At 65.7% G+C, this 24312-nt stretch carries 20 protein-coding genes and 1 riboswitch; of the genes, 4 read left to right on the forward strand and 16 right to left on the reverse strand.

The window, feature by feature from the left end; genetic code table 11:
* Positions 1 to 4: 4 nt before the first annotated feature.
* From xth to EO170_RS13845, 3 genes are all read right to left on the reverse strand, one after another.
* Entirely contained in the window at positions 5 to 997 is a 993-nt protein-coding gene (xth, locus tag EO170_RS13835) for an exodeoxyribonuclease III (RefSeq protein WP_126945742.1), read from the reverse strand.
* A 221-nt stretch (positions 998 to 1218) separates the two neighbouring features.
* Entirely contained in the window at positions 1219 to 1797 is a 579-nt protein-coding gene (locus EO170_RS13840) for a DUF4142 domain-containing protein (protein ID WP_104582648.1), read from the reverse strand.
* Positions 1798 to 2301: 504 nt separating this feature from the next.
* A complete protein-coding gene (locus tag EO170_RS13845) occupies positions 2302 to 2517 on the reverse strand; it encodes a hypothetical protein (RefSeq protein ID WP_104582649.1) in 216 nt (71 codons plus the stop codon).
* A gap of 104 nt (positions 2518 to 2621) precedes the next feature.
* Here EO170_RS13845 and moeB point away from each other — a divergent pair, with 104 nt between their 5' ends.
* Positions 2622 to 3764: a molybdopterin-synthase adenylyltransferase MoeB gene (gene moeB, locus EO170_RS13850; protein WP_115677193.1), complete on the forward strand. Its 1143-nt coding sequence runs from the start codon at positions 2622 to 2624 to the stop codon at positions 3762 to 3764.
* 270 nt (positions 3765 to 4034) lie between these two features.
* Here moeB and glp read toward each other — a convergent pair whose 3' ends face one another.
* The 8 genes from glp to ndk form a co-directional block, all read right to left on the reverse strand.
* Positions 4035 to 5255 (reverse strand): gephyrin-like molybdotransferase Glp, encoded by a 1221-nt coding sequence (glp, locus tag EO170_RS13855; RefSeq protein ID WP_104582650.1) that lies wholly within the window; start codon positions 5253 to 5255, stop codon positions 4035 to 4037.
* 188 nt (positions 5256 to 5443) lie between these two features.
* A complete protein-coding gene (gene der, locus EO170_RS13860; RefSeq protein ID WP_016904421.1) occupies positions 5444 to 6841 on the reverse strand; it encodes a ribosome biogenesis GTPase Der in 1398 nt (465 codons plus the stop codon).
* Between the two features lie 10 nt (positions 6842 to 6851).
* Positions 6852 to 8069, reverse strand: a complete 1218-nt coding sequence (gene bamB, locus EO170_RS13865) for an outer membrane protein assembly factor BamB (RefSeq protein WP_164740240.1) — start codon at positions 8067 to 8069, stop codon at positions 6852 to 6854.
* Positions 8069 to 8707, reverse strand: a complete 639-nt coding sequence (locus tag EO170_RS13870) for a tetratricopeptide repeat protein (protein ID WP_104582652.1) — start codon at positions 8705 to 8707, stop codon at positions 8069 to 8071. Before EO170_RS13870 ends, bamB begins: the two co-directional genes overlap by 1 nt.
* Positions 8708 to 8777: 70 nt before the next feature.
* Positions 8778 to 9638 carry a helix-turn-helix domain-containing protein gene (locus EO170_RS13875; RefSeq protein WP_104582653.1) on the reverse strand — a complete coding sequence of 287 codons (861 nt, stop codon included), beginning with the start codon at positions 9636 to 9638 and terminating at the stop codon, positions 8778 to 8780.
* The gene (pilW, locus tag EO170_RS13880) at positions 9635 to 10423 is read right to left on the reverse strand and encodes a type IV pilus biogenesis/stability protein PilW (RefSeq protein ID WP_119128876.1); all 789 of its coding nucleotides are present in this window, start codon (positions 10421 to 10423) and stop codon (positions 9635 to 9637) included. The genes EO170_RS13875 and pilW overlap by 4 nt, the downstream gene beginning before the upstream one ends.
* 10 nt (positions 10424 to 10433) lie before the next feature.
* Positions 10434 to 11639 (reverse strand): 23S rRNA (adenine(2503)-C(2))-methyltransferase RlmN, encoded by a 1206-nt coding sequence (gene rlmN, locus EO170_RS13885; RefSeq protein ID WP_104582654.1) that lies wholly within the window; start codon positions 11637 to 11639, stop codon positions 10434 to 10436.
* Between the two features lie 18 nt (positions 11640 to 11657).
* Positions 11658 to 12083 carry a nucleoside-diphosphate kinase gene (gene ndk / locus EO170_RS13890; RefSeq protein ID WP_024940120.1) on the reverse strand — a complete coding sequence of 142 codons (426 nt, stop codon included), beginning with the start codon at positions 12081 to 12083 and terminating at the stop codon, positions 11658 to 11660.
* Between the two features lie 217 nt (positions 12084 to 12300).
* Between ndk and EO170_RS13895 the strand changes: the two genes are divergently transcribed.
* The 3 genes from EO170_RS13895 (at position 12301) to EO170_RS13905 (ending at position 16699) form a co-directional block, all read left to right on the forward strand.
* Positions 12301 to 12933: a TetR/AcrR family transcriptional regulator gene (locus EO170_RS13895; RefSeq protein ID WP_024940119.1), complete on the forward strand. Its 633-nt coding sequence runs from the start codon at positions 12301 to 12303 to the stop codon at positions 12931 to 12933.
* A gap of 25 nt (positions 12934 to 12958) precedes the next feature.
* Positions 12959 to 15331 (forward strand): 3-hydroxyacyl-CoA dehydrogenase/enoyl-CoA hydratase family protein, encoded by a 2373-nt coding sequence (locus tag EO170_RS13900; protein WP_126945749.1) that lies wholly within the window; start codon positions 12959 to 12961, stop codon positions 15329 to 15331.
* Positions 15332 to 15493: 162 nt separating this feature from the next.
* Entirely contained in the window at positions 15494 to 16699 is a 1206-nt protein-coding gene (locus EO170_RS13905; RefSeq protein ID WP_016901771.1) for an acetyl-CoA C-acyltransferase, read from the forward strand.
* 339 nt (positions 16700 to 17038) lie between these two features.
* On the opposite strand, the gene crcB is transcribed toward EO170_RS13905, so the two are convergent.
* From crcB to EO170_RS13930, 5 genes are all read right to left on the reverse strand, one after another.
* Positions 17039 to 17440 carry a fluoride efflux transporter CrcB gene (gene crcB, locus EO170_RS13910; protein ID WP_126945752.1) on the reverse strand — a complete coding sequence of 134 codons (402 nt, stop codon included), beginning with the start codon at positions 17438 to 17440 and terminating at the stop codon, positions 17039 to 17041.
* 114 nt (positions 17441 to 17554) lie between these two features.
* A riboswitch (Fluoride riboswitch) is annotated at positions 17555 to 17623 on the reverse strand.
* Between the two features lie 2 nt (positions 17624 to 17625).
* Positions 17626 to 18915 carry a replication-associated recombination protein A gene (locus EO170_RS13915; protein WP_232087975.1) on the reverse strand — a complete coding sequence of 430 codons (1290 nt, stop codon included), beginning with the start codon at positions 18913 to 18915 and terminating at the stop codon, positions 17626 to 17628.
* A gap of 159 nt (positions 18916 to 19074) precedes the next feature.
* Positions 19075 to 19704: an outer membrane lipoprotein chaperone LolA gene (lolA, locus tag EO170_RS13920; RefSeq protein WP_126945755.1), complete on the reverse strand. Its 630-nt coding sequence runs from the start codon at positions 19702 to 19704 to the stop codon at positions 19075 to 19077.
* A 96-nt stretch (positions 19705 to 19800) separates the two neighbouring features.
* Positions 19801 to 21753 (reverse strand): DUF3857 and transglutaminase domain-containing protein, encoded by a 1953-nt coding sequence (locus EO170_RS13925; RefSeq protein ID WP_126945758.1) that lies wholly within the window; start codon positions 21751 to 21753, stop codon positions 19801 to 19803.
* 188 nt (positions 21754 to 21941) lie between these two features.
* Positions 21942 to 24299: a DNA translocase FtsK gene (locus EO170_RS13930; protein ID WP_104582660.1), complete on the reverse strand. Its 2358-nt coding sequence runs from the start codon at positions 24297 to 24299 to the stop codon at positions 21942 to 21944.
* Positions 24300 to 24312: the final 13 nt, after the last annotated feature.

Genomic DNA, 24312 nt, shown 5'->3' on the forward strand with positions numbered 1-24312 from the left:
CGCATTATTCAGCGCGTTTCTTCGCCAGCTTGCGTGGCTTTGCGGGTGCGGTTGACGTGCTGGTGGCGGGCCGCGTTGGCGTCTTCTTCGTCCCGGTCTTGGGCGCCGTCTTCGCGGTTGGCTTGCGCACCGCAGCTGCCTTTGCGACGGGCCGTTTACGCGGCTTGGACACAGCCTTGGCCTGCGGTGCCGGCCCGGCTACCACGTCCGGCACATGCACGCTGATCCATGTCGGCGCGTGATCGCTGGCCTTTTCCAATGCACGAACCCACTTGTCCACGCCGGCGTCCTGCAGTCCGGGCGCCAGGGTGCGATTGAGCAGCAGATGGTCGATGCGCAGGCCGCGATCACGCGCAAAATGCTGGCGAAAATAGTCCCAGAAGGTATAGATCGGCGTCTGGCCGTGGACGGCAAGCAGACTGTCGGTCCAGCCCTGGTCGAGCAGGGTCCGATACGCCTGGCGGCTCTCCGGCTGCAGCAATGCATCCTTGCGCCAGCCTTTGGGATCATAGATGTCGGCATCGGTCGGCACCACGTTGAAGTCGCCGATCAGTGCGACCGGGTGTGGCAGATCCACCAGCGTCCTGGCATGCCGGATCAGGCGTTGAAACCATGCCAGCTTGTAGTCGAACTTCGGCCCGGGCTGCGGATTGCCGTTGGGTAGATACAGGCAGGCCACCACGACCCCGTGAATTGCCCCTTCGAGATAACGGCTCTGCGTATCGCCACGGTCCCATGGCAGCCCACGACGGATTTCCACCGGATCGGCTCCACGCGCCAGCAATGCCACGCCATTCCACGACTTCTCGCCCTGCCAGATCACGCCGTACCCGGCATTACGGATCGCCTGCTCCGGAAAGGCATCCTGCGTGGCTTTCAGTTCCTGCAAGCCGACGATGTCCGGTTGCTCGCGCTGCAACCATTCCAGCAAGTGCGGCAGCCGGCTAGTGATGCCATTGACGTTGAAGGTCGCGATCTTGCGGGTGGTGGCGGGCATGGGCGAACGGCCAGATGAGCGTAATGGAACAGCATCGCCGGCCTGGCATTAAGCAGATGCTCAAGCGGAGTGAAGCTCCGCCGCGTGCTGGCATCGGTACCCACGCCTAGCAGACGATCAGCCTGTGTTGCCGGTCTTGACCGACACCCTCGAAACCTGGACCGCCCGTTGCAGCGGCAACCGGGCGGTCAGTCACCACTTGCCGGCCATGCGCACAGGCCTCAGCGTCCAGCACCCTTCGTGCCGGCCTGCAGGGCCTTGGCTGCCGCCAGATGGTCGGCGACATGGCTACGCGTGGTCTGTAGATGCGTCAGCACCTGCGGCGTTTTGGCAGCGGGAATCAGCTGCTTGTCCAGCGCTGACAATGCATCGGTGTGGTCCTTGACCATCGCCGTGACGTAGGCGGCCTCGAATGCCTTGGCGTCGAGTTTCTGCAGCGTCGCCAGTTCGGTCTTGCCCTTGCTCATCTGCGCCTTGGCACTGGCAGCAGACACATCCGGCGACCATTTGGCCAGCTTCTGATTGTTCTCGGTGTGCTCCTTGACCATCTGCATCGCATAGTCGCGCACGCCGCCTTGCACCTGCTTCTGCAACGCGAGATTGGCCGCGTTGATTTCGCTGGTATTGATGGCGCTCAAGGTGCCCAGCGCCTCGCGCTCCTTCGCGCTCGGCATGCTGTTGGCCGCCTGTTGCTGGGGGGCGGCCGGCATGTCGGCCTGCGTTGCAGCCTGCGCATGCGCAGCGACGGTGACGCCCAAATACAGGGCCAGCGCTGCAAACATCGGGTGACGTGCTTTCATGAGAATCTCCACGCTAGAGGATGTGCCTCCATGCTGGCCCTCCCCGCGTGACCCGATCGTCGAACCGGTGTCGACGATCGGAGAAAAAACCTTACTGCACCGCACCGCACTTCACGTCAAGTGAAGGTCACGAAGTTTTTCGGCGCCATTGGATGCAGCGCAATGCGGTGCGCCAATGGATCCCGTGGCGATCGCGTATGGCTCGGATCATCGGACTGCCTGCAATCCTCGGCAGCCCGACACCCGCGTTGCGATCGAACGCAGGACGCACGCGCGCCGGAGGCTCGAGCCTCCATCGGTTCCGCGTGGCGGCCTGACGCTGTGCTGGCAGCAATTGCATGTCGACACTGCGGCGCCAGGCTGAACCGGCGCAGGCACCGCTGCGGGCAAGCCGGCGCTACAACTATGCCGCGCCGGCTTGCTGCCGGTCGATGCTGGAGATGCGCGGATCGGGCATAGGCCAACCTAGCTCACCGCAACGCCCACGCATCGAGGACCGCGGGCTCAGGCACCGGGATCCGCAGGTCCAAGCTGATTGGCCGCCAGGATGTCGTCGATCCGCTTGACGATTTGCGCCGCCTGCTCCTGCGAGCCTGCGGCAGCGGTGATCTTCTCTGCACGTGCGTGGAAGACATCCCAGAAGTCGTCCGGATGCTGGCGACGCATATCAGGCAATGCATCGGCAAGTTGTTTCAGTTGCGCGTCGATATCAGGTGTCATTGAGGGTCTCCTTGTACGACCACGCTACCGCCGTGCTGGTGAGCCTGATGCCAACATGGCAAGCCCGTGCATCGCATGCCCTGCGTTTGCGCGACAATGGCGCCATGAGCAGCCACGACATCTCCCCTGCAAACGCCCGCCTGCGCGCCCTGCAAGGTGCCTTGCTGGTCGATATCCGGCAGCTGCACGAGCGTGCCGGCGGCCAGGCCGAAGGCGCGTTGGCCATTGCGCAGCGCGATCTGGAAACCGCACCCGCACAGCACCTGTCGGAGCAGGCGCGCGAGATCGTGCTGATCTGCCAGAGTGGCAAGCGCTCGGCACACACGGCGGAGATCCTGCGCGCGCAGGGCTATACGCAGGTGTCTTCGGTGCTCGGTGGCACCACCGCATGGACGAGCGCAGGCCTCCCCCTGGTGCGCCCGACCCTGCCGCCCGACGAGCAGGATTTTCTCGAGCGGTATTCGCGCCATCTGCGCCTGCCGCAGGTCGGTCTTGAAGGACAGCAGCGCCTGGCGCGTTCGCGCGTGTTGCTCGTCGGTGCAGGCGGGCTCGGCTCGCCTGCGGCGTTCTATCTCGCCGCCGCCGGCGTCGGCCAGCTGCGGATCGTCGATGACGATGTCGTGGACCGCAGCAATCTGCAGCGCCAGATCCTGCATGTCGAGGACAGCGTCGGCATTGCCAAGGTCAGCTCGGCCGCGCAGCGCATTGCCGCGCTCAATCCACGCGTGCAGGTCCAAGCGCGGCAGGCGCGCGTGACTGCCGACAATGTCGACGCCTTGCTCGAGGACGTGGATGTCGTGGTCGACGGAGCCGATAATTTTCCTGCGCGTTATTTGCTCAACGACGCCTGCGTCAAACTCGGCAAGCCGCTGGTCTACGGCGCGGTACAGCAGTTCGAAGGGCAACTGAGCGTGTTCGATGCCGGCCGCAAGCGCGGCCAGGCACCGTGCTATCGCTGCCTGTTTCCCGAGCCACCGCCAGCCGAATTCGCGCCCAGCTGCGCCGAAGCCGGCGTGCTGGGCGTGCTGCCCGGCGTGATCGGACTGCTGCAGGCCACCGAGGCGATCAAGTTGCTGCTCGGTATCGGCGACACACTCACCGGACGCTTGCTCAGCTTCGATGCGCTGGCGATGCGGTTCCGCGAGATCCGCCTGCCGCCCGACCCGCAGTGCCCGGTCTGCGCACCTGGCGTCGCATTCGCCGGTTATGCCGATTACGCCGCGTTCTGCGGCAGCGCAATCGGCTGAGAGCGGCGACCGAACGGACATCGGCGGCGTGGTTGCCGCCGATCCCCCGTGCGCCGGCTTGCTGCATGGACAGGCGATGTCTTCCGCTGCGTGTCGTCGTTCCCTCGGCGTCGCCGACACCATGTGACGCACCGTTGGCGGATGCGTGCGAACGGCGCGGAAGCAACCGCATGGACCAGAAACCGGGGCACCTGCCGCATCGTGCAGCGGCCGCGCCCGCTGGCGTCAGGCACGGTATTTCCTGCTGGCGGCGCCTGGTTCACCAAGGGATCACAGCGCGTAGGGAATCACCCGCACGATCTCGCCCGCCTCGAAGCGCCGCGCCTGTTCCGGCAACACGATCAGGGCATTGCTGTCGGCCGCGCCACGCAACAGATGCGATGCATCGCCGCGGTGCGGCAACGCGCTCAGACGTCCGTCTTCGCCGCACTCCAGGCGCCCGCGCAGGAACTCCAGGCGCTCGTGGCGTTTTTCCCACGGGCTTGCCAGCGCCGCATGCCAGGACTGACGCGGCTCGCTACGTCCCTGCAGGCCATCCAGCAACGGCACGCCGTAGGCGATCAATGTCGCCAGCACCGAGACCGGGTTGCCCGGCAGGCCCAGCACCAGGCAGCGCCCAATCTGGCCCAGCACCGCCGGCATGCCCGGGCGCATGCGCACGCGCCAGAAGTGGATGCGGCCCAGTTCGCCGATCAGTTGCGGCAGATAATCCTTCTCTCCCGCCGAGACGCCGCCGCAGGTGATCACCACGTCGAAGGCCGCAGCCGCATCTTCCAGCATCGTGCGGATACGTTGCGGATCGTCGGGCAGGGTCGGCCAGGCGGTCGGCGCATAGCCCAGTGCCCGCAGCTGCGCCATCAGCATGTCGCGGTTGCTGTTGTAGATCTGTCCCGGCCCCAACGGCATGCCCGGCTCCACCAGCTCATCGCCGGTGGCCAGCACCGCAATGGTCGGCCGCGGCGCCACTGCAAGCCGCGACAGGCCCAGCGCAGCCGCCAGTCCAATCCGGGCAGGCGTCAACACCTGCCCGCTCTGTATCACCAGGTCGCCCGCGCGCACGTCGCTACCGGCCTGGCGTACCGCCGCACCCAAGGCAGGCGCCGTGCGGAAGCGCACCACGCCATCGCGCTCCTGCGCATCTTCCTTCGGGATCACGGTATCGGCGCCATCGGGCAGCGGCGCACCGGTGGTGATGCGCAGGCACTGGCCCGCGCTCAGCGTGCCGGTCCAGCGCTCGCCGGCGAATTGTTCGCCGACCAGTTGCAATGACGCATCGCCAGCAGCGACATCGGCATGCCGCAACGCAAAGCCATCCATCGCGCTGTTGGCGAAGGGCGGCAATGCAAGCGGCGCAATCAGATCGGCAGCGCAGATGCGCCCATCGGCACGCGAGGTGGCGATGTTTTCGTCAGGCGGACGGCTGTTGGCTGCGACGGCCTGCAGGATCTGCAATGCCTGCGCATAGGGAATGCGGGAAGGATAGTCGGTCATGGCACGCAGGATACCAGTGCGACACGACGGCCCGGAGCGCCCGGCACCGCGCGTGCAGGTGCCGCAAGCAGGTCAATGCCGGTACCCCCGGTGTGGTACGCGCCGCATCGCCATGGCAAGAAAGGGTCCGGCACTCACTCCACCTGACGATCGCGCGCCAGGCGTGGCTGGTGCCCTGAGTGCCCTGCTTACTTGCCCTTGACGTGCTTCATCAACCGTCTTTTGCGCGCCACCTGCCGTTCGGTGAGCGTGTTCTTCTTGCCCTCGTACGGATTGGCACCTTCGCGGAAGATGAAACGTACCGGGGTGCCGACCAGCTTGAAGCGCTTGCGGAAAAAGTTTTCCAGATAGCGCTTGTAGGACTCCGGCAGCACCTTCAGGCGCGTGCCATGCACGATGAAGGTCGGCGGATTTGCGCCACCCGGATGCACGTAACGCAGCTTGGAGACATGGCCACGGATGCTCGGCGGCGGATTGGTCTCGTAGGCGATTTCCAGCGCCTGGTTGACTTCGCTGGTGCTGAACTCGTGCGTAGCCGACGCGTGTGCACGATGGATCGCCTGGAACAGCTCGCGCATGCCCGAGCCGTGCAGCGCGGAAATCCGCACCGCCTCGGCCCAGCTGACGAAGCCCAGCTTGCGCGACAGCAGGTCTTCGGCCTGCGCACGCTGGTAGTCGCTCTGCCCGTCCCATTTGTTGATCGCCACCACCAGGGCACGACCGGCATCAAGGATCGCCCCCAGGATGGTCGCGTCCTGATCGGTGACGCCTTCGCCGGCATCGAGCATCAGCACCGCGACCTGGCATTGCTCGATCGCCTGCAGCGTCTTGAACGCGCTGAATTTCTCCACCGCCTCCTCAACCTTGCCGCGGCGACGCAGGCCGGCCGTGTCGATCAAGCGGTACTGGCGCCCGTCGCGGTCCATGTCCACGGCGATCGAATCGCGCGTGGTGCCCGGCACTTCCGAGGCGATCATGCGCTCCTCGCCGAGCAGGCGATTGACCAGCGTCGACTTGCCCACGTTCGGGCGGCCGACAAAGGCGATGCGCACACGTGCCGGGTCGGTATCCAGCAACTCGCCGGCACCTTCCTCGGGCAGGCGTGCGCCGACTTCCTCGAGCAACTCGTCGATGCCCTGCCGATGCGCGGCAGACAGCGCCACCACGTCGGAGAAGCCGTAGCGCGCGAATTCCGAGCGTACGGTCTCCTCGTCGGTGCCGTCGATCTTGTTGATGACCAGCACGGTCGGCCGCGCCAGCTTGCGCAGCCAGGCCAGGATCTCGTCATCCAGCGAGGAGGCGCCTTCGCGGCCGTCGACCACGAACAGCACCAAGTCGGCTTCACCGGCCGCGGCACGTGCCTGGCGTGCGGTGGCGCCGGCCAGGCCTTCCTCGTCGCCGGCGATACCGCCGGTATCGACGACGATGAACGGGCGCTCCTCGTCGAGACGACACACCCCGTAGTTACGGTCGCGGGTGACGCCGGGCTGGTCGTGGACCAGCGCGTCACGGGTGCGCGTCAGCGCATTGAAGATGGTGGACTTGCCGACATTGGGCCGTCCGACCAGGGCGACCAGGGGCAGCATCGCGAAGTCCTTATTGTGCCAACCGGAAGGCGGTGATATCGCCATCGGTGTTTTGTACCAACAGAATGCCATCCACGACGATCGGCTGCGCCAGCAGCGTGTCGCGTCCAGCGCGAGCGCGCGCGGCCAGTGCACCATCGCTGAGCTTCAGCCAGTGCAGATAGCCCTTGTAATCGCCGACCACGGCGTAATCGCCCTGGATGGCCACACCGGTCAGGGAGCGACGCGCCAGCGCGGCCTGCGACCACATCGCCGCACCGCTGCTCTTGTCCAGGCCCCACACCGAGCCGGCGTTGTCGGACACCACCACCACCGCGGACGACACGCCGACGCCACCGGCGCCGCCGTGATCGCGCGTCCACAGCGGACGACCGCTCGGGCCTTCCAGTGCGAGAGTCTCGTTCTTGAAGCTGGTCGCATACAGCGTGGTGCCGTCGAGCACCGGCGCGCCGTCCACATCGGACATGCGCTCCAGCTCGGTGCGCCCTTCCGGCACACCAATCGCCTGTTCCCACAACGGGCGGCCGTCCTGCAACGCCAGCGCGCTCAAGGTGCCGCTATCGTTACCGACGAACAGCACACCCGGGCCGGTCACGATCGGTGCATTGCCGCGCACCGACAGGGTCGGGCCTTCTTCGGCATGGAACCAGCGACGCTCGCCGGTGGCTGCGTCGAAGGCAGTGACGCGACCATCGTTGCTGCGCACCAACACCAGGTTCTGTGCAATGGCCGGTGCAGCGATGACTTCGTTCGGCACCTTGGCACGCCACTTTTCGGTGCCATCGGCCTGGTTCAACGCAATCACGTCGCCAGACAGCGTGCCGATCACCACCAGGCCTTCGCCGACGCCGGGGCCGCCGGACAGGCGCTGCTTGAACTTGCGATCGTTGCGCTCTTCCTTCTTGGGCTTGTATTCCCACACGCGCTTGCCGGTCTGCAGGTCCAGTGCCTGCACGCCCCCGGTGATCGCCGAGGCGTACACCTTGCCATCGGCCACCGCCGGACGCTGACGCACGCCGATATGGCCTTCGCCCTTGCCCACGCCGGTGGACCAGATCTTGTCGACCTTGACCGACGGCTCGAACTTGACCAGCTCGGCAGGTTCCTGCGCCTTCTTGGCGGCAGCGTCCTTCCCGGCAAACCAGCCCTTGACGGTGCTGCAACCGGCCAGCGACACGCCCATCAGGGCGATCAATGCAATGCGCTTGTACATATCAACCTGCTTCATCAAATCGGCTCCGCCGGATCGGGCACCTTGCCGCCCACATCCATCAGCTTGGTTTCCAGCAAACGGCGCTGCGGCGAGGCCACGTCCACCGTGGTCAGGGCCTTGGCGTAGAGCGCACGCGCTTGATCCGGCTTGCCCTGCACCACCAGCGCATCGGCGCGGATCTCCAGGCTGGTGTGATCCTGCGCATCGGCCAGCAGCGTGATCGCTTCGTCCGGCTTGCCGCTTTCGGTCAGCACGCGCGCCAGGCGCTGCTGCACGATCTGCTTGAGCTCGCCTTCGGCGGGCACGTCGCGCAAGGTCTTGATCGCCTCGGCATGCTTGCCGGCATCCACCTGGGCCTTGGCCAGACGCAATGCAGCCAGCTCGGCGTAGATTCCACCCTTGCCGTCATCGAGCGCCACGATGTCCTTGGCCGCCTTGTCCAGGTCCTTGCCCTGGATGGACTTCACCACCGCCTCGTAACGAGTATTGGCTTCCACCGATTGAGTGGCGGTGTGCTTCTGCCACCACTGCCAGCCCAGGATCAGGGCCAGGCCCAGTACGACGCCGCCAATCAGCCCTGCGCCATTCTTTCTCAACCAGGAACGAACGCGTTCGCCTTGTTCGTGTTCGTCCAGCAGATCGTCGATCGCCATGCGTACTCTCGCTCCGTCATCCCGGAGGCGCGGAACATCAATAGGGAAAAATGAAAAACCGCAGTCCGCTTCACTCGGAAGCAGGTACCACGGAGCCGTCGGAGGATACCGCAAAACGGGCGACGTTAGCGCGCTGGAACGGTCTCACGTCGACGATACTGCCGCCTTGCTGAACCTCTACCGCCGACGCGTTGCCCAGCACGACCCGGCCCACCTGCCCGGGCGAATAACTGCGACGCTCGCCGGCACGCACCAGTGCTTTTTCGACCGCGCTGCCATCGGGCGCCAGAATCTGCACCCAGCTGTCGCCACTGAAGCTCAACGACAGACTGCCGCCAGTGGCGGACGCCGCTGCAGGCGTCTCGACCTCGGGCGTGGCGCGCGGCACTGGCGTCATCGAGGCGATGTACGGGGCCGGCTGCTCGCGCGGCGCGCCGGCCGGCTGTGTTGCAGCGTTGGCCGGGGTACCGGCCCTGGGCGTCTCGGGCATGCTGTCCAGCGACACCGTGCTGGGCACCGTGCCATCCAGGTGCGAGCGGGTCGCATACCACACCGGCACCGCGAACACGCCGGTGATCACCACATACATCGCCTTGCGCGCCGTACTTTCCAGGATGCGCCGCGCCCGCGGCGTATGCGTATGACTGACCAGCTTGACCGGCTCGATCGGCGCAATGGTGGCCTGCTTCAGCAATGGCTCCAGGTCCACATGCAGCAGGCGCGCATAGCTGCGCAACTGACCACGCACAAAGACCGGCGCGCCCAGGCGCTGCCATTCTTCCTGCTCCAGCGAGCGCACCACATGCGCCGGCATGCGCAGCTTGCCGGCGACTTCGTCCACGCTCAGACCTGCCGCTTCGCGCGCGTCGCGCAAATGCTGTCCGCAGCCCTTTTCCTGCTCGAAAGGGTTCGGATTGGAATCACTGATCACAATGCATTGGCCCCGGAGTTGGCGGTCGCTGCGTCAGGAAATTCCCTGACCAACCGCTGTTGGTAACGGCTGGCAGCTACCTTGTCGCCCAGCCCTTGCTCAATCTGAATGGCGAGTTGTAACACGGAAGCGGTTGCCGGTGCAGCCGCAAGCCGTCGTTCGATAAAGGCGCGCGCTTCGAAATAATTGCGACGTGTCGCTTCCGAACGCGCCATCGACTCGAGTGCGTACGGATTGAGCGGATCCAGTTCCAGCGCTTTCCGCAAGTCACTGGCTGCACGTTCCGGCTGCCCGGCCTTGAGCGCGCAACCGCCTGCATTGCCCAATGCAGAGGCGGGCGAGGCGTAGTTTCTGTCGGTCAGGGCGCGATCGAACCAGAGCAAGGCTTCGGCAGGCGAGCCGTTCGCGCACAACCATGCGCCGTAATTGTTCAAGACATCGCCACGCTGCGGTGCAAGTTCCGCAGCCCGGCGGTAAGAGGCACCGGAGCCGGAAACATCGCCCTTGGCACCCTGAATCAGCGCGAGCAACCCAATGGCATCCACCGATTGGGGATCTTTCTTCAAGGCTGCACGGACCTGTTCCTCGGCAGCGGCATAGTCGCCTATCTGCAGCCGGTTATTGGCCAGACCGAGCTTCTCCTGCACCGCCAGACGATTCTTGGTTGCGTTGCTGTCGCGGAACGAGTGCACCTGCGCGACCTCCTCGACCGTCTGGACCGAGCCCGCCTTGGCATTGCGACCACCGCAGCCGACCACGCTCAGCGCGATCGCCGCGGCCGCCATGACGGCAAGATCACGCTGCCGCATCTCGACCGGCCTGCCCTTCCAGGGTGCGCAGGAAATCCGCCTGTCGACGGGTACGGTCCATGACCTGCCCCTTGAGCTGCCCACAGGCGGCGTCGATGTCGTCACCGCGGGTACGGCGCACCATCGTCAGTACTTGCGCATCGAGCAGGATCTTCTGGAAGGCGCGGATCTCGGTCTCGCCCGAGCGCTCATAACGCGTGCCCGGGAATGGATTGAACGGGATCAGATTGACCTTGCCGGCGTCCTTGGACTGCACCGCATTGTCGAACTGCCGCATCAACCGGGCCAGCTGGCGCGCATGCTCGGGCTGGTCGTTGATGCCCTTCATCAAGGTGTACTCGAAGGTGACCGAATCGCGCTTCTTGTTGCCGCGCAGATAGCGCGCGCACGACTCCATCAGCTCGGCGATCGGGTACTTCTTGTTCAACGGCACCAGGCTTTCGCGCAGCGTGTCGTTGGCGGCATGCAAGGAGACCGCCAGCGAGACATCGCTTTCGGTCGAGAGCCGGTCGATCATCGGCACCAGGCCCGAGGTCGACAGCGTCACCCGCTTGCTGGCTAGGCCGTAGCCCAGGTCGTCGCGCATCACGCTCATCGCGCGCACGACGTTGTCGAAATTCATCAGCGGCTCGCCCATGCCCATCATCACCACATTGGTGAGGCGGCGCTGCTGGTGCGGCACGTTGCCCAGATGGCGCGCCGCCACCCACACCTGCCCGACGATCTCGGCGGTGGTGAGGTTACGGTTGAAGCCCTGGGTGGCGGTCGAACAGAAGGTGCAGTTCAGGCCGCAGCCGACCTGGGACGACACGCACAGCGTGCCGCGGCCCTTGTCGGGGATGTAGACGGTTTCGATCGCGTTCTTGCCGTCGGTGCCCATGGCCAGCAGCCATTTGTGGGTCCCGTCGGTGGACGGCTTGTCGAACACGACATTCGGGACGAGGACCTCGGCATGCTGGTGCAACTTCGCACGCAGCGCCTTGCCGAGGTCCGTCATCTGGTCGAAATCGGTGACGTAGCGATGGTGGATCCACTTCATCACCTGATGGGCACGGTAGCGCGCTTCGCCGAGCGTGTCGGCGAAGAAGCGCTCCAGTCCCTCGCGGTCGAGGTCGAGCAGGTTCTGCTTGCGCAGTTCCGGGGCACGGACGGGAACGTCCTGCAGCACGGAGGGGATCACGACCTCATTCACGATTCGACTCTCTCGGCCTCAGCGCGAGACCACTTCGGTGGCGGCAAAGAAATACGCGACTTCGTTGGCAGCGTTCTCGACCGAATCCGAGCCGTGGGCGGCGTTGGCATCGATCGAGTCGGCGAAGTCGGCGCGGATGGTGCCCGGCGCGGCGTCCTTGGGATTGGTCGCGCCCAGCAGGTCACGGTGTGCGGCAACGGCGTTCTCGCCTTCCAGCGCCTGGATCATCACCGGGCCGGAAATCATGAACTCGACCAGCGCGTTGAAGAACGGACGCTCGCGGTGCACGGCATAGAAGCCTTCGGCTTCGCGACGCGACAGCTGCTTGTACTTGGATGCCACGATCTTCAGGCCGGCCTTTTCGAAACGGCTGTAGATTTCGCCGATGACGTTCTTGGCAACGGCGTCGGGCTTGATGATGGACAGGGTGCGCTCCAGCGCCATGGGAAGATCTCCGTTGGGCGGGCCACTGAAGGCCCGAGATTATCATGAAAAAAACCCGCGTCAAAACGCGGGCTTAGGCTTCTTTGCGATGGTCAATTCTATCTCTTCATCGCTGCATTTGCACACCGCCCCCTGAATCGTGCTGCGCTGCCGCATGACCGGCGCGGCGGCCAGCCCGTAGACTCAAACAATCGTTTGATTGAGTTTCGTCCCGCGCATGCCCAAGCCCGCCCACTTCTCCACCAAGGACCGCATCCTCGGCGCGGCCGAGGAGCTGTTTGCCCAGCATGGCTTCGCCGGGACCTCGCTGCGCCAGCTGACCACCCAGGCCGACGTCAATATCGCCGCGGTCAACTACCACTTCGGTTCCAAGGAAAACCTGGTCAACGAGGTGTTCCGCCGCCGCATGGACGAGATGACCGCCGCGCGCCTGCAGCAACTGGAGGCGGCCAGGAAGTCACAGCCAGGCGAGCTCACCGCGGTGCTCGCGGCCTTCGTCGAGCCGGCCCTGGCGATGGCCCAGGACCGCCAGAGCGGCGGCGCGTTCGTGCGCGTGATTGCGCGCGCCTACGCCGAAAAGAACGACAACCTGCGCAAGTTCCTGTCCGACCACTACGGGCATGTGCTGCGCGAATTCGGCAAGGCCATCGCTGCCTGCGTGCCGGGCCTGAGCAAGGAGGAGCTTTACTGGCGCCTGGATTTCCTCGCCGGTGCGCTCACCTATGCCATGGCCGATTTCGGCCTCATCAAGCGGCCGGCCGGCGTCAGCGAGGCCGACCACCGCGCGCGCGCCGCGCGCGAACTGATCCGTTTTGCAGAACCGGGTTTCCGTACCCATTCCACACCGTAGTCGCTCACACCAAAGGCTCATCGCTATGTCCAATCCGTTGCTAGTCCGTCGTGCTGCCGTGCTCGGTGCCGGCGTCATGGGCGCGCAGATCGCCGCGCATCTCACCAACGCCGGTGTCGACACCGTGCTGTTCGACCTGCCTGCCAAGGAGGGTCCTGCCGACGGCATCGTGCTCAAGGCCATCGCCAACCTCGGCAAGCTCAGCCCTGCCCCGCTCGCCAGCAAGGCGCTGGCCGAGGCGATCACTCCGGCCAACTACGAGAGCGGCCTGGAGCAGTTGCGCGATTGCGACCTGATCATCGAGGCCATCGCCGAGCGCATGGACTGGAAGCAGGACCTGTACAAGAAGATCGCCCCGTTCGTGGCCGAGCATGCCGTGCTGGCCTCCAATACCTCGGGCCTGGGCATCAACAAGCTCTCCGACGTGCTGCCCGAGCAGTTGCGTCACCGCTTCTGCGGCGTGCACTTCTTCAATCCGCCGCGCTACATGCACCTGGCCGAACTGATTCCCGCAAAGGGCACCGATAAGGCCGTGCTGGAAGGCCTGGAGAGCTTCCTGGTCACCACGCTGGGCAAGGGCGTGGTGTATGCGAAGGACACCCCGAACTTCATCGGTAACCGCATCGGCGTGTTCTCGATCCTGTCCACCATCCACCACACCGCCGAGTTCGGTCTGGGCTTCGACGAAGTCGATGCGCTGACCGGCCCGCTGGTCGGGCGCCCGAAGTCGGCGACCTACCGCACCTCGGACGTGGTCGGCCTGGACACCATGGCGCACGTGATCAAGACCATGGGCGACACCCTGCCCGACGATCCGTGGCATCAATATTTCAAATCGCCCAAGTGGCTGGATGCGTTGATCGGCAAGGGCGCGCTCGGTCAGAAGGTGGGTGCCGGCATCTTCCGCAAGGTCGGCAAGGACATCGTGGTGCTGGACCTGCAGAAGCAGGATTACAGGACCGCCGACCGCAGTGCAGCGCCGGAAGTGGTCGAGATCCTCAAGATCAAGAACCCGGCCGAGAAGTTCGCCAAATTGCGCGAGAGCCAGCACCCGCAGGCGCAGTTCCTGTGGGCCACGTTCCGCGACCTGTTCCACTACAGCGCCTACCACCTGGCCGATATTGCCGAGACCGCGCGCGACGTGGACCTGGCGATCCGCTGGGGCTACGGCTGGTCGCTCGGCCCGTTCGAGACCTGGCAAGCTGCCGGCTGGAAGCAGGTGGCGCAGTGGATTGCCGAAGACATCTCCAACGGCAAGAGCATGAGCAGCGCACCGCTGCCGAACTGGGTGTTCGACGGCCGCGACGGCGTGCATGCAGCCGAGGGCTCGTACAGCCCGGCACGCGATGCCAAGCTGCCGCGTTCGGCGTTGCCGGTATACAAGCGCCAGCGCTTCCCCGACCCGTTGCTGGGCGAGCAGTTCTCGCCGGGCGAGACGGTGTTCGAAAACGACGGCGTGCGCATGTGGCACGACGGTGACGACATCGCCGTGGTCAGCTTCAAAACCAAGATGAACACCGTCTCCGACCACGTGCTCAATGGTCTGCAGGAGGTCGTCGGCCGCGCCGAGAAGGACTTCGCCGGGCTGGTGATCTGGCAGCAGAAGGAGCCCTTCTCCGCCGGCGCCGATCTGGCCGGTGCGCTGGGTCTGCTGCAGGCCGGCAAGGTCGATGCGTTCGAAGCGCTGGTCGCCAACTTCCAGGCCACCAGCCAGCGCATCAAGTATGCGCAGGTGCCGGTGATTTCGGCGGTGCGCGGGCTGGCGCTGGGCGGCGGCTGCGAGTTCCAGATGCATAGCGCCAAGACCGTGGCCTCGCTGGAAAGCTACATCGGCCTGGTCGAAGCCGGCGTCGGCCTGCTGCCGGCCGGCGGCGGGCTGAAGGAAATCGCCGCGCGCGCCTCGGTGGCGGCAGGTCCGGGCGGCGACGTGTTCGCTGAGCTGAAGAAGACTTTCGAAACCATCGCGATGGCCAAGGTCTCCAATTCGGCGGTCAATGCCAAGGAGCTGGGCCTGCTGCGGGCCACCGACAAGGTGGTGTTCAACGGCTTCGAGGCCTTACACATCGCCAAGGCCGAAGCGCGCGCACTGGCCGAGGGCGGCTACCGCGCTCCGCTGCCGGCACGCCGCATCCAGGTCGCCGGCGACGTCGGCATCGCCACCTTCAAGATGCTGCTGGTCAACATGCTGGAAGGCCGTTTCATCAGCGAATACGACTATGAAATCGCCACCCGCATCGCCACGGTGATGTGCGGCGGCGAGGTCGATCGCGGCGCGCTGGTCGACGAAGAATGGCTGCTCAAGCTGGAGCGCAAGCACTTCGTCGAACTGGCCCAGCAGGAAAAGACCCAGGCACGGATTGGGCACATGCTCAAGACAGGTAAGCCGTTGAGGAACTGAGATTCGGGATTTGGGATTGGGGATTCGCAACAGCGGCTCCCCTGCCCTCCAACCTTCTCGCTTCCACCAAATTCATCCGCCGGGCAGGAACCTTCAGGAATCAGGATCCGCAGTTGCGAATCCCCAATCCCGAATCCCCAATCCCGGCTATCGGAGATAGCCATGAGCAAGCAGATTCAAGAAGCCTACATCGTCGCCGCCACGCGTACGCCGGTGGGCAAGGCGCCCAAGGGCGTGTTCCGCAATACCCGTCCCGACGACATGCTGGCGCACGTCTTGCGCGCAGTGGTGGCGCAGGCGCCGGGCATCGACCTGTCGCGCATCGACGACGCCATCATCGGCTGCGCGATGCCCGAGGGCGAGCAAGGCATGAACGTGGCGCGCATCGGCGTGTTGCTCGCCGGCCTGCCCAACACCGTGGCCGGCCAGACCATCAATCGCTTCTGCTCGTCCGGTATCCAGGCGGTGGCGATGGCCGCCGACCAGATCCGCCTGGGCAATGCCGACCTGATGCTGGCCGGCGGTACCGAGTCGATGTCGATGGTGCCGATGATGGGCAACAAGGTTGCCATGTCGCCAAACGTGTTCGCCGACGACCATGTTGCCATCGCCTACGGCATGGGCATCACCGCCGAGAAGGTCGCCGAGGAATGGAAGGTCTCGCGCGAGGATCAGGATGCGTTTGCACTCGCTTCGCACCAGAAGGCGATTGCCGCCATTGCTGCCGGCGAGTTCCGCGACGAGATCACTCCGTACGAGATCCTCTCGCACCAGCCCGACCTGGCCGGCAATGTCATCGCACTGCGCAAGCGCCTGGTCGACACCGACGAAGGCCCGCGCCCGGACAGCTCGCTGGAAGGCCTGGCCAAGCTGCGCCCGGTGTTCCGCAATGGCCAGTTCGGCGGCAGCGTCACCGCCGGCAATTCCTCGCAGATGAGCGATGGCGCCGGTGCGGTGCTGCTGGCCTCGGAACAGGCGATCAAGGATTACGGCCTGACCCCACTGGCGCGTTTTGTCAGCTTCTCGGTGGCCGGCGTGCGTCCGGAAGTGATGGGTATCGGCCCGATCGCGGCAATCCCCAAGGCGCTCAAGCAGGCCGGCCTGACCAAGGACCAGCTCGACTGGATCGAGCTCAACGAAGCCTTCGCCGCGCAGGCACTGGCGGTGATCCGCGACAGCGAACTGGATCCGTCCAAGGTCAACCCGCTCGGCGGCGCCATCGCCCTGGGCCACCCGCTGGGCGCCACCGGTGCGATCCGTGCCGCCACCCTGGTGCACGGCCTGCGCCGTCGCCAGCAGAAGTACGGCATGGTCACCATGTGCATCGGCACCGGCATGGGCGCGGCCGGCATCATCGAAGCGCTTTAAGTCACGGATCGCGAGATCGGCTGCCAAGCCGATCTCGCAACGCTGACGCGGCTGTCAGTCAACCAAGGCGTGCGCAAGCACGCCTTCTTTATGCGCCAGTGCGGGCGGTCGTCAGCGGATGCAAGCGGAACCATGCATCCGTTGCACGCCCGATAGGCACGCTGGCCGAGCGTCACATTTGAGCAGGGCTCCCGATCGGCGCATTGACTGCCGCCCGGCGGCGTCTGCGGCAAGAACGCCCAAAACGTGCCAGCCGTTCGATAGCCAGCGTGGCGCGCACGCAATGCCAACGCATCCCGGTCTTCGCTTCACTCTCGCGAGCGCACAGCGGACGCAAGCCTAGCGCGCCACCAGCCACTGACCGGTACGCGCACCGGCAAACACCAGCGCCAGTCCGGCCACCAGCGTGATGGCCAGATACACGCCGATCATCGCGGACCGATCCGTGCGTGCAAACACCAGGCATTCCATCATCAGCGAAGAGAACGTGGTCAGCCCGCCGATCACGCCGACGATCAGCAAGGCCCGTAGCGGCCAGCTCGACGGGCCGCGCGCATCCAGCCAGACCAGCAGCACGCCGGCGACGAACGAACCGAGCAGATTCACCGTCAACGTGCCCCACGGAAATCCGTTGCCGAAGCGCTGCAGGAATGACGCGCCAATGGCAAAGCGCAGGCCGGAACCCAGCGCACCGCCGGTCATCGCCAACAGCAATTGCTGCCACCACACCGGTGCGTTCATGCGCGCACTCGGCAGGCGGCCGAAGGGGTTTTCAACGAAGTGTCGTGCATGGTCAGCAGCATCCAGTTCCTGAGCGAGAAAAGATGCCGGGGCACAGACCTGCCGCCCCGGCGGGGGTGGGCAGGCATCATCAGCGCGCAAGGTGCGTGCGGTTCAAGGAGGAATGCCATCTCCTGCACAGCCGATTATGCCGTGGGCTTGCCGACCTTGTCAGCCCGTGCCTGTTCGCGCGCGGCGCGCAGACGGTCGAGCTTTTCCTTGAGCTTGATCTCCAGTCCGCGCGGCACCGGGTTGTAGTAGACCCGCTCGCCCATCGCATCCGGAAAGCCGGTCTGGTCCAGCGCGATCCCGCCTTCGGCATCGTGGTCGTACTGATAGTCCTGCCCGTAGCCGAGCGTCTTCATCAGCTTGGTCGGCGCATTGCGCAGGTGCAGCGGCACCTCCTGCGTGCCGGTGGCGCGCACCTCGGCCTTGGCCTGATTGAAGGCGGCATAGCCGGCATTGGACTTGGCGGTACTGGCCAGGTACAGCACCAATTGTGCGAACGCCAGTTCGCCTTCAGGGCTGCCCAGACGCTCGTAGATGTCCCAGGCTTCCAGCGCCATGCTCTGCGCGCGCGGATCGGCCAGGCCGATGTCTTCGATCGCCATGCGGGTCAGCCGGCGTGCCAGGTATGCCGGGTCGCAGCCGCCGTCGAGCATGCGCGTGAGCCAGTACAGCGCGGCATCGGGATTGGAACTGCGCACCGATTTGTGCAGCGCCGAGATCTGGTCGTAGAACTGCTCGCCGTTCTTGTCGAACCGACGCGTGCGGTCGGCCAGCACCTGCAGCAGCGTCTGCGGGGTGATCTGGCCACCCTCGCCGCCTGCCAGTTCCGCGGCAATCTCCAGCAGGGTCAACGCGCGGCGCACGTCGCCGTCGGCGGCGCTGGCAATTTCCAGCAGCGAGGCATCGCTGACCTGGAGCGTTTCCTGCCCCAGCCCGCGCTCTGGATCATGCAGGGCACGTTGCAAGGCCTCGACGATGTCCTGCGGCGAAACGCCCTCCAGCACGTGCACGCGACAGCGCGACAACAATGCCGAATTCAATTCGAACGAGGGATTTTCGGTCGTCGCACCGACGAACAGGATCGTGCCACGCTCGATATGCGGCAGGAATGCATCCTGCTGCGCCTTGTTGAAGCGGTGCACCTCATCGACGAACAACACCGTGCGGCGTCCGCTGGCGAAACGCTGCGCGGCCTCGGCCAGGACCTGCCGCACCTCCGGCAAACCCGACAGCACCGCCGAGATCGCCTTGAATTCGGCATCGGCGTAATGCGCCAGCAGCAGTGCCAGGGTGGTCTTGCCGCAGCCGGGCGGGCCCCACAGGATCATCGAATGCACGCGACCGGATTCCACCGCGCGTCGCAATGCGCTGTCGGGCGCGAGCAGTCGCTTCTGCCCGACCATCTCGTCGAGGGTGCGCGGACGCATGCGCTCGGCCAGCGGGCGCAGATGCTCGCCGTCTACGCTGAGCAGATCGGCTTCGGGAGCGATGGGGAGCTTGGTTCGTGCCACGCGGCATTGTATCGCGTCAGCCAGCGACCTTCTGCGAAGAACGCCATTGGCTGTGCGGATGCTGCAGGCGACGGCTTAGTGCGCGTCGCCGACCACGTCCACGTCCTTGCCCGGCGTGTAGCGGAAGGTGTCGGCAGCGAATGCCGGATTGCGCTTCCAGCCGCTGAAGCTGATCGCAGTGCGCTGGCCGACCGCGTCCACCACTTCCATCCTGGCCAGGCCATCCTTGCCGAACCCCAGCGAGGCCATCTGGAAGCTGGCCTCGGTGTCGACCTTGGGCGTCAGCGACAGCCACTGCAGTCCGTCACGTGGCGCGGCCTCTTCGCTGACGTCGTACTGCTTGTCCAGGCGCGCCGGGTCGATCAACGCGACCAGGGGGCTGTTCTGTTCTTCGCTGCCCTGCGCGCGCACGGTCACCTGCTCCAGATCCGGGTCGAACACCCAGACCTTCTTGCCGTCGGCCACGATCAATTGCCGGTAGGGCTTGGCGTACTCCCAACGGAACTGGCGCGGCGCCGACAATGCCACCCGCCCGCTCGCGCGCTCCTTGACCCGACCATTGGCATCGGAAACCTGCTGGCTGAACTGCCCGTCCAGGCCTTTGAGGCCGCGCGTGAACGTATCCAGCTCCTGGCGCGCGCCGGCGAACGCGGTGCCGGCAAACAGAGCGGTGGCGAGGACGGCATAACGGAGCTGGCGATGCATCGCAGTTTCCAGAAAGGGAATGCGTCAATTCTGGTACTTCGTAGATGAATGGGCGAGCGCTATCGCGTGATGCGTTCAGATCGCGGCGGCGGCCGGTCAGTCCATTCCCTGTGCGGTCTGCACCCTGGACAGATCGCCATACACGATCTGCCCGCGAAAACCGCGCCGTACCTGCTGGTAGAGCTCGCGAAACGCGCGGTAATCCTGCGGCTGACACAGCGCCTGCGGCCCACGCACTGCAGCGCGCTGCAACCGGTGCACCGCCGTCACCGTCTGGCCCTGGCGCGTCCACTCGACCGCATACTCGCCAGCGGCATTGCGAAAGCGGCTGCTGCGCGGGATCGCGATGATCGGCACCGTCGCCGGAAAGCTCACCACATAGGTCTCTTCGCGCACGCTGTCGTTGCAGTAGAACGGGGTCAGGTTGTCTTCGGCCGAGGTGGTCGTGTAGATGCCACGGGTGGATTCAGCGCCGGGCATATCCGGCAAGGTCATGCCGCCGACCACCGAAAAATCCACTGCATCGTCGGCCTGGAACGCGTAGCGATAGTTGAACGGCGCATCCAGGTCCAGCGGGTCGCCCTGGATCAGCAGATCGCCGGTGCCATCGAAGCCGGACTGCGCAATGATCGACTCCTCGATGCGATTGCGGTTTTGCGCATTGAGCTGCACGAACATCGCCCGCAGCCCCACCTCGCCGGTCTGCCCGCTGTCGAGCGTGGTCAGGCCGTGCAGCCCACCCTCGTGGGTAAAGCGGTACTCGGTACGCGCGACATAGCGATTGACCTTGCGGTCGTTGGGCGGGGTATGCGTGACCTTGCCGTCCAGCGTATGCACCACCGGCGCGCCGAGATCGCCGGCCGGCAACTGGCCGAAGCGCGCATAGGGGTTGGTCGAATCCACATACAGGTCGAACGCCGGGATGTAGGTGATGGCGTGGTTGAAGCGGCCAAGCACCGGAATCGGCGGCAGTGTCGGCCCGCCTTCGGCACCGATCAGCACCGGCGTGCTGGCGATGCCTTTGGCCGCCAGCAAGGCTTCCAGGATCACGGTGTGGTCCTTGCAGTCGCCATAGTGGTTGGCCAGGATGCTGTCGGCGCTATTGGGCTCCAGCCCGCCGTTGCCCAGGTACACCGCCACGTAGCGGATATTGCGCGCCACCCACGCGTACAACGCGGCGGCCTGCGCGCGCGGCGCGTCGATACCGCGGGTCACTTCGTCGGCCAGCGCCTGGATCGCCGGCGTCACCGCGGCAGCGCGGCCGCCCTTGACGTGATAGGCCAGGCCCATCTGCGACCAGCTGTCGAAGGTGCTGGCCATCAGGGTGGGGCTGAATTCCCAGGTCGCCGCACTCCAGTTCTGGTTCTTCATCGGCGCGGTGCGCTGATAGCGCCACTCCCAGCGCGCCTGGTCGCCGCGCACCACCGGCCTGGTCCCGCCCTGCAGCCCGCGCACCGACAAATGCATCGGCAATGCCTTCGGCGCCACCAGGGTGACCACCGCATCGTCGTATTGCGCGAACACGCTGAAGGTTTCCCACAGGCTGAAGTACCCGGGGAAGTACGGCGTGTTCTGCGCCCGCCGCACGCGATAGACGATGCGCGCACCCGGCGCCAGATTCGGGAACACCACCACCTTGACCTTGCGGTCGGCATACATCGCCGCCGCGGCGCTGGAATAGCTTTCCTGGGTGTAGATCTTGTCGGGCGCCACGTCCTGGCGCAGTCCTTCGGCGGTGACGGTGTAGGCCTGCAGCACCTCCAGGGTCTCCATCTTCTCGCTGTAGCTCAGCCGCACCTGGCTGAACTGCTCCACCGCCGATTTGGTCTTCAGCAGGATCTCGTACTCGTCGGTTTCCACGCTGCTGGCGTCGGCACGCACTTCGTAGTCGGCGCGATAGCGCACGAAGCTGTAGTTGGTGTCGGCCTGCGCGCGCGCCGCAGCGGCAGCAGGGGCGGGCTGTTGCTGGGCCTGGGCCTGGGCCTGGGCCTGGGCCAGCAACGGCAATGAGATCAGCAGCAGGAGCAGCAACACGGAACGACGCAGCATGGGCCTTGAATCGCGGCGGACCGGAGCGGCCCTCGTGCAACAGGGTAGCCGGTGCACGCCGCAGCGTCAGGCACCGGCCTCCAACATCACCGCATCCCTGCGCGCGGGCACGCACAGGCAGCCCGGATCAGCGTGGAATCCCGCTCTGCCACCGGCAGGCGGACACGCGCCGCGTTGCCGGCCGCCGGTTACTTGGGCGGCGGCGGCGCCAGCACGGTGCGGTCGCCATTGTGCTCGGGTTGGCTGACCACGCCGGCCGCTTCCATCGCTTCGATCAGGCGTGCAGCGCGGTTGTAGCCGATCTTCAAGCGCCGCTGCACGCCGGAGATCGAGGCGCGCCGGGTTTCGGTGACGATACGCAAGGCTTCGTCGTACAAGGGGTCGGACTCGTCGCCGCCACCACCGCTGCTCTCAGGCAAGCCGGTCGCACCAACTACGGTGCCGTCGCCCATGGTCTGCACTTCGTCCAGCACGCCGTCGACATACGACACCGGCCCGCTGGCCTTGAGGTGCTCGACCACCCGATGCACTTCCTCGTCGCTGACGAAGGCGCCATGCACGCGGTCCGGCAGCGCCGTGCCCGGCGGCAGGTACAGCATGTCGCCGTTGCCCAGCAGCGCTTCGGCGCCGGACTGATCCAGGATGGTGCGCGAGTCGATCTTGGAGCTGACCTGGAACGCCACGCGGGTCGGGATATTGGCCTTGATCAGGCCGGTGATCACGTCCACCGACGGCCGCTGCGTGGCCAGGATCAGATGGATGCCGGCCGCACGCGCCTTCTGCGCCAGGCGCGCGATCAGCTCCTCGACCTTCTTGCCGACGATCATCATCATGTCGGCGAATTCGTCGATGAAGATCACGATGAACGGCAGCGTTTCCAACGGCCGCGGCGCTTCGCCCAGTTCGGGGTTGGGCTTGAACAACGGGTCCATCATCGGCTGGCCGGCGTCGATGGCGTCCTTGATCTTCTTGTTGAAGCCGGCCAGGTTGCGCACGCCCACCGCGCTCATCAGCTTGTAGCGGCGCTCCATCTCGGCCACGCACCAGCGCAGGCCGTTGGCGGCCTCCTTCATGTCGGTGACCACCGGCGCCAGCAGATGCGGGATGCCCTGGTAGACGCTCAGTTCCAGCATCTTCGGGTCGATCATCAGCATCCGCAGTTCCTTGTGCGAAGCCTTGAACAGCAGGCTCAGCACCATCGCGTTGACCGCCACCGACTTGCCCGAGCCGGTGGTACCGGCCACCAGCAAATGCGGCATGCGCGCCAGGTCGGCGACGGTCGGGCGTCCGGCGATGTCCTTGCCCAGGGCAAGCGTCAGCGGGCTGGCCGACTTGTCGTATTCCTTGGAGCGCAGCAGTTCGGACAGGAAGATCATCTCGCGGCTGACATTGGGGATCTCCAGGCCGATCACCGACTTGCCCGGGATCACATCCACCACGCGCACCGACTTGACCGACAGCCCGCGCGCGATGTCCTTGTCCAGCGAGCTGATCTGGCTGACCTTGATGCCCGGCGCCGGCTCGATCTCGAAACGGGTGATCACCGGGCCCGGATAGGCCCCGACCACCTGCGCCTCGATGCGGAAGTCCTTGAGCTTGAACTCGATCTGCCGCGACAACGTCTCCAGCGTCTCTTCCGAATAGCCCTTGGCCTGCGGCTTGGGATCGTCCAGCAGCGCGAGCGGCGGCAGGTCGGAACCGTCCGTGCTGACGCCCTGGAACATCGGGATCTGGGTATCGCGCTTGGCGCGCTCGCTCTTTTCCACCACCGGTGCCGGCGGCGGCTCGATCTTGACCGGCTCGCGCTTGGCCTGCTTGACCGCATCGACCTTGCGCACTTCCTCGCGCTCTTCGCGCATCACGCGGGTCTGCTGCCACTCGCTGGCCTGGTGGGTCTTGCGCTGCATCAACGGCCCCAGCGCCAGCACCCAGGTGCCGATACGCTCCATCACCGCAAACCACGACAGGCCGGTGGCCAGGGTGATCGACACCAGCAGCAGCACCAGCACGAACAGGTTGGCACCCAGCGCCCCGAACCCGGCGCTCAGCGAATTGCTGACCAAGCGCCCAAGGATCCCACCGGCCCCGGCCACATCGCCGTTGAACAGGCGCAGATGCAGGAAGCCGGTCGAGGCGATCAAGAACCCGACCATGCCGACCAGCCGCAATGCCGGCCCCAGATCGGCTTCGGCCTGCCCTTCCTTGTCCATGCCGAACAAGGCGATCCAGGCCACCGCTCCCAGTACCACCGGCAGCAGGAAGGCCACATAACCGAACAGCTGCAGCAGTACGTCGGCCGTCCAGGCGCCGACGCGGCCGCCCATGTTGTGCACCGGCGCGACCACGCTGCCGGTCTGCGACCAGCCGGGATCGGCGCTCGAATAGGTGAACAGGCTGGCCAGCAGATACAGCAGCAGCGGCGCCACCGCGATCAATGCCAGATCGCGCCAGAGCTTTTGCCGACGCGGATTGTCCGCCACCGCTGTCTTGCGCGAGGACGTCTTGCCCTCAGCGGGCTTGCTGCGTTCGGGAACCTGCTTTGCCACCTGTAGCCAGACC

Origin of the sequence: Xanthomonas sp. BRIP62409 (assembly GCF_003992965.1) — a bacterium.
GTDB lineage: Bacteria > Pseudomonadota > Gammaproteobacteria > Xanthomonadales > Xanthomonadaceae > Xanthomonas > Xanthomonas euroxanthea.